Source organism: Pseudoalteromonas sp. P1-26 (assembly GCF_001401795.1).
In the GTDB taxonomy this organism is placed as follows: Bacteria; Pseudomonadota; Gammaproteobacteria; order Enterobacterales; family Alteromonadaceae; genus Pseudoalteromonas.
Genome location: NZ_LKDX01000086.1, coordinates 1 through 5,742, shown reverse-complemented (window position 1 = coordinate 5,742; position 5,742 = coordinate 1). Strand labels below are relative to the sequence as shown.

Genomic DNA, 5,742 nt, shown 5'->3' with positions numbered 1-5,742 from the left:
TCTGGTAAAAAGTACCTGACCATGGATGGAGCTGAATAGGTGAAATCAGAGGGTAAACTGGAAATTACAGACGAATTGTTGCTTTATCACGTAAACTGGAGTATGACTAATATTGATCGTGAAAATAGGTTGTTACCACTTAGAACCCCCATTTTCAAAGGGCTTTTTGGTTGGCGGTTAATGTTCACAACACAGAAACAATTACCTTATCTTAGCCAAGTAAAAACCTTAGAAGATTTAAAGAATATTATTTTTATACAAGGTGAGGACTGGCCAGATACCTTTATTTTAAGGGATAACGATTTGACCGTCGCTACCGCACAAGATTTTGAGTCACTGTTTGTTATGCTTGATAAAGGTAGAGGGCAGTTATTTCCACGTTCTTTGCTTGAAATAGAGAGTGAAAAAAATTTTTATGAGAAAAAAATTGACCTAGTTGTATTACCGCAACTAATGCTGAAATATCAAAGCCCAATTTATTTCTTTTTTAATAAAGATAATCCTGAAATTGCAAAAGCAGTGAATGAGGGTTTAAAAGTTATGCGAAAAAGTGGTGAGTTTGACGAGCTATTTTTTAAATATAATGGTGATTTCATTAAAAATTCCCATCTTCATGACAAAATTATTATAGAATTAAAGAATAACCAATTACCTAAGTTAACTCCTGTAGATGATAAGTCTCTGTGGTTATCACTTGATCAGGTGCCATGAGCTCTAAAATATTTATAATCGGTTTACCACGAACCGGCACAACCAGTATCTGTAACAGCTTTTTACAACTCGGATATAAAACCGCCCACACAGCCTATTCCCAGCAAGCAATTACAACCGCAGACGTTATTGCCGATACTCCGGTATTTAGCGAATACGCCTTACTTGATAAACATTTTGCAAATAGCCGGTTTATTAACCTTGAACGTGATTTAACTAAATGGCTGCCTTCGATTAGGCAGTTATTAGCACGTATGCACACTAATTTAATGCGCCCAGACGGTGGCTTTAATATCCATTTAAAGCGCTGCTACCTCGATGTATTTGGCCATTACAGCTTGGCAGAGTTAGAATCTGATGAATACTTAACAGCGTGTTATAACCACCACCAACAGCAAGTAGCAAACTATTTCAAAGGGCGTGAACAGCAGTTATTAACACTCGATGTAGCTGATCCAAACAGCTCGCAATTACTTCAGCAGTTTTTAAACACTCAGCAGCCAATTAACTTTAAACAGCTTAATATAGGCGGTAAGGTCACAGCGTGGAATGATATAAAACACCCCGATAAAGTATCATCGACCCGAAGTGGTAAAATTGATAAATGTCTTGGTTATAATCACACGTAAAATACGTTAAAATCGCCGCCATTATAAGTTTAGTTGTTCCTTATCATGTTTGAATTGAAATACCACACGCCATTTGAATGGACAGAAGGTGTCTTAGCTGACTTCGATACCTTTTTACAAGATCATGCTGCAGCAGAGAAAAAAGCCTCTGGTATGGCTATGTCTATGCTTTCTCATTACCCTGACCGTCGTAAGCTTGTTAGAGCCATGACAGACTTAGCACTGGAAGAAATGATTCACTTTAAGCAAGTTTTAAAGCTATTAATGGAACGTGATGTATCTCTTGGCAATGACCAAAAAGATCCTTACATCAAACAAATTCGTGCGGTATTTAGAAATGGTCGTGATGAATTTTTAATGGACCGTTTATTAGTAGCAGGCGTTATTGAAGCACGCGGACACGAGCGCTTTTCGCTTGTAGCAGAAGCCTTACCAGCAGGCAAAGAAAAAGAGTTTTATGTCGCGATTGCTAAATCAGAAGAAAAACATAAAAACTTATTCGTTGAACTTGCCTACGAGTATTTCGATAAGCAAGATGTTGATACACGCCTTGAAGAGATCCTCATCGCAGAAGCCGAAATCTGTAAAAATATTCCGTTTACAGCAGCGCTTCACTAATGTGGTGCTTGTGTATTAGGCCTTATGCCTAATACACAAATCAATGTCTATACCCCAGACTAGTTAATTAGGGACTAAAAACAATAATTAAGTCTCCAGAAAATAGTTTCCCCAATCCTAATTGATTAAATAAACAGCATACATTCATCTTTCTCTCCTATAGTTAATTTAGTACCTAACTGTGAGGAATAGAGCATGAAATGGATGATGACTCTTACGACGTTGTCGTTAATAGGGATTGTAATTACCGGTAATTCAATTTACACCGAAGTTAAAATCTTTCGCTCCAACGATAAACCTACCGAAATAACTGCCAGTATGTATCGCTCGCTTATTTGGCATAGTGATATTTATAAAGACGATCAGTTTTTAAATACCGCGCAAAGCTACTTTAGCGATGGCAAAATTGATACGCGTGAATACAGTAAACTAAAGAGTTTAGCGAGTAAAAGTGCCGGCCCAATTATCTACATTCAAGAGACCGATGAACTACTGTGGCACGCAAGGCTAACTTATAAAAACTACCTTGAAGAGAAAACGGTCGAATGACTGGCAAGTTTACATTGATGAAAACTGCTTGATCAGCGTGTTAAGCTCAACAATGGTGGGCTTGCCGCTGAGATAATTGGTATCAAGATGGTAGCTATTGCCAAGCCAATAGGGCTGTTTTGTTGTGTTATGGCCATGCACCGAAAAATCGATACTTGGATTGATTACCGGCTTTTTCGCTTTGGTTAAGCTTCTATCCCAAAGCAATGCGCCAATCGCTTGTTGTTTGTCGGTTGTAGGGTTTTGCCAATCCCAATCAGCACAGATGGTATGTGATAAACCAATTTTTAATGCACCGTATTCAACATAGTAAGAAAGCGGGCATTTAAGTAGCTGCTTACAGGCAAATGCGAGCTCTTCATCGCTTGCTTCTAGGTGCCAACGGCCGCCGTTCTCAACCCATAAACGGTAGTAACCTTTATCATTAGCAAGTAATGACTCAAGCAACATATGCTCATGGTTACCAAGGCACATATGTACACCAAGCTCTTTAAAACGCGCAAGTAACGCAATGCTGTGCTCACCCCGGTCAATCACATCGCCCAATGAAAACAAGATATCTTCGCTTGGGTTAAAATTAACAGAGCAAAGCGCCTGTTCAAATTTAGTTAAATCTGCATCTAAATCGCCAATAACAAATACACGTTTACTTTCATTAACTTGCACCTTAACTTGAATTGGGTTTTGCGAGGCAAGAGGGCTTTTAACTAAATTCAAAATATATTCCTATAAGCTGCTTAATAGCTTAAGACTATCATAACTCATTGCCATTTGAGCACTGGGTGGTTATTATCTAGCCTCACTTATTAGGAGTTACCGCCAACATGAACAACTAAACCTGTTATCCAATTTCATTTTTATCTTTTTGGACCAACAGGGTTAGTAGGCGTTGCTGACTATCACTTACACTATATTACTTCTCGTGTGAACAAACGCTTATGCCCCTGTAATACAGGAGGCACTATGCCACAACTTCAAGCTCTTAATTTATGTTACCAACATGGCAATGGTGATGTTGTATTTAATGACCTTTCATTTTCACTCACTGCTAAGGTCACCGCGCTAATCGGCATAAATGGCTGTGGTAAATCTATATTAGCGTCAATACTTGCTAAGCAAAAAGAGCCTAGCTCTGGTACGGTTATTTGTAATTCAGCCCTTGGCTTTTATGAGCAAATGAACGATGTGAATCAGGTTGATAACCTAACAATTGTAGAGGCTATTGGGCTAGAGCCTGTGTTTAAAGCCCTTCATGCGATAAACCAAGGGCAAGTTACAGAGCAAAATTTATCTTTACTTGAAGGCAATTGGGATTTAGAAGAGCGCTTTAATGCAGAACTTGTAAGGCTTGGCATAAACAACAAAACCCCTAACTCCTTAAGCAAACATTTAAGTGGTGGCCAGCTTAGCCAATTAAAGCTTTGGGCACTATTTACCTGCATAAAGCCCGACATTTTAATACTGGATGAGCCATCAAACCACCTAGATACAAAAGGTAAAAGCTGGCTTATAAAGCAAATACACAACTTTAAAGGCCAATTATTACTAATAAGTCACGACCAAGAATTATTAGAACATGCCTATGAAGTTTGGGAGCTAACAACCCTTGGTTTAACACAATATGGTACATGTTTTTCTGAGTACCAAACACAAAAACAGCAGCAAGTTGCTGCCCTTGAAAATAAATTAAACCACGTTGTTAAGCAGCAAAGTAAGCTCAAGGCAGCAGAGCAACTACAAAAGCAAAAAGCACAAAAACGAGCAGGCCAGGGCGCAGCCCTCAGAAAATCAGGCAGCCAACCTAAAGTGCTGATTGATGCTAAAAAAGATAAAGCCAGCGCCAATTTATCATCACAAAGTAAAAATACCGCTAAGCGAGAAGGTGAACTCACTCGTAATAAACAAGAGCTTTCTAGCCAGCTTGAACAAACTAAAGCGCAGCAATTTTACTTAGCGCAATCAGGTGATGCTAAGCACCAAAAAGTACTTAGCCTGGAGAACGTTGTATTAGCACACGGAACACAAAAGCCGCTAAATTTACAGGTTTTCAGTGATGATAAAATTCATGTAGCGGGCGCTAATGGCACTGGTAAATCAACCTTACTTAAAACTCTGACATACGACATACCAGTAAAAGCAGGGCAGTTACATTGCAATCAAGCACTCTATTATTTAGACCAACATTTTACATTAATAAACAACAAGCTAACCCTGCTTGAAAACGTGATGACTTACTGTAATAACCTTAATGAGAGCACCGCACGAACTCTACTTGCCAGTATTGGTTTTAGAAAAGACGCTGTTTTTAAACACGCCGCAGTTTTAAGTGGTGGCGAAAAAATGAAGCTCGCCATGTGTATCGTCAGTAATATTGAAAGCACCGCATTTTTGTTACTCGATGAGCCCGATAATCATCTCGACCTAGAATCAAAACAGCACTTGGCTCAATCATTACAGGGCTTTAAAGGTGGGTTTATACTTGTGAGTCATGATAAATATTTTGTAGAAAGTATCGGCTGTAATAGGCAAATTGGTCTATAAAATAGTCATTTATAAATAAGCGTGCTAGGGTGGTTGTAGGTAAATTACAAGGAATGACTATGCATTTTACAGCCGCTTACCGCATTTTTACTGCTTTATTCATGCTGATTGTAACCATAGGTTTAGGTATGACGCTAAATGATTTTTCTTCGGTGATCTACGTGTTCGTGCCGTTATTACTCATGCTAGGTATGTCATTTATGCCATTTTTTAAACAGCGAAAACTGCGTTTAATACTCTTTGCTGCCCCAATCGTTATTCTTTACTGCTTTGGCTTTTATCCTTGGCTTACAAATTACCAAGAAGTCGCTATTTCGTCATCTACCTCAACCCTCGATTTCATCATTATTCCAGTTTGGGCTACCTTATGTGGCGCTGGATTTGTAGTGCTGCATGAAATTGGGCTAGGTGTTGCTAGGGCGTTTAATTGGGGAAGGTGAAAGAGTTTTAGCACTAGTTTCTTATGGTTGTACTATTAAGGCTTTGCTTATAATTTATATTACAGAGTTTAAAGAAAAGGGCATAAAGCCCTTTTTATTCAATTAGTTAAGCAGCATGTTAAAAGTCATTTTGTCATTGTAAACTAAAAATTAATCATAATTTATTAGTAAGCGTAACTAATAGCACACATTAACGGTAATTGGTTTTCTCGGGTGGATCAATTTTGTTGACCATTTAACCGGCCAAGTAATTG

General features: G+C 38.5%; 7 protein-coding genes. 6 read left to right on the top strand and 1 reads right to left on the bottom strand.

Annotated elements, in window-relative coordinates; all coding sequences use genetic code 11:
- Positions 1-39: 39 nt before the first annotated feature.
- From AN394_RS20710 to AN394_RS20695, 4 genes are all read left to right on the top strand, one after another.
- Complete coding sequence (locus tag AN394_RS20710) at positions 40-711, top strand: ABC transporter substrate-binding protein (protein ID WP_055022454.1); 672 nt, start codon at positions 40-42, stop codon at positions 709-711.
- Complete coding sequence (locus tag AN394_RS20705; protein ID WP_055022453.1) at positions 708-1,340, top strand: sulfotransferase; 633 nt, start codon at positions 708-710, stop codon at positions 1,338-1,340. Before AN394_RS20710 ends, AN394_RS20705 begins: the two co-directional genes overlap by 4 nt.
- Positions 1,341-1,385: 45 nt before the next feature.
- Positions 1,386-1,958 carry a tRNA-(ms[2]io[6]A)-hydroxylase gene (locus AN394_RS20700; RefSeq protein ID WP_054561468.1) on the top strand — a complete coding sequence of 191 codons (573 nt, stop codon included), beginning with the start codon at positions 1,386-1,388 and terminating at the stop codon, positions 1,956-1,958.
- A gap of 195 nt (positions 1,959-2,153) precedes the next feature.
- The gene (locus AN394_RS20695; protein ID WP_055022452.1) at positions 2,154-2,507 is read left to right on the top strand and encodes a hypothetical protein; all 354 of its coding nucleotides are present in this window, start codon (positions 2,154-2,156) and stop codon (positions 2,505-2,507) included.
- A gap of 9 nt (positions 2,508-2,516) precedes the next feature.
- Here the strand turns inward: AN394_RS20695 and AN394_RS20690 are convergent, their stop codons facing one another.
- Positions 2,517-3,224: a metallophosphoesterase gene (locus AN394_RS20690; protein ID WP_235576287.1), complete on the bottom strand. Its 708-nt coding sequence runs from the start codon at positions 3,222-3,224 to the stop codon at positions 2,517-2,519.
- 246 nt (positions 3,225-3,470) lie between these two features.
- Between AN394_RS20690 and AN394_RS20685 the strand changes: the two genes are divergently transcribed.
- Complete coding sequence (locus AN394_RS20685; protein WP_055022451.1) at positions 3,471-5,048, top strand: ATP-binding cassette domain-containing protein; 1,578 nt, start codon at positions 3,471-3,473, stop codon at positions 5,046-5,048.
- Positions 5,049-5,107: 59 nt separating this feature from the next.
- Positions 5,108-5,488, top strand: coding sequence for a hypothetical protein (locus tag AN394_RS20680; protein ID WP_055022450.1), 381 nt, complete (start codon positions 5,108-5,110; stop codon positions 5,486-5,488).
- Positions 5,489-5,742: the final 254 nt, after the last annotated feature.

What these genes read in the sequence shown, in the direction of transcription:
- AN394_RS20680 (WP_055022450.1), top strand. Translation starts at nt 5,108, where the DNA reads ATGCATTTTACAGCCGCTTACCGCATTTTTACTGCTTTATTCATGCTG.
- AN394_RS20695 (WP_055022452.1), top strand. Translation starts at nt 2,154, where the DNA reads ATGAAATGGATGATGACTCTTACGACGTTGTCGTTAATAGGGATTGTA.
- AN394_RS20685 (WP_055022451.1), top strand. Translation starts at nt 3,471, where the DNA reads ATGCCACAACTTCAAGCTCTTAATTTATGTTACCAACATGGCAATGGT.
- AN394_RS20705 (WP_055022453.1), top strand. Translation starts at nt 708, where the DNA reads ATGAGCTCTAAAATATTTATAATCGGTTTACCACGAACCGGCACAACC.
- AN394_RS20700 (WP_054561468.1), top strand. Translation starts at nt 1,386, where the DNA reads ATGTTTGAATTGAAATACCACACGCCATTTGAATGGACAGAAGGTGTC.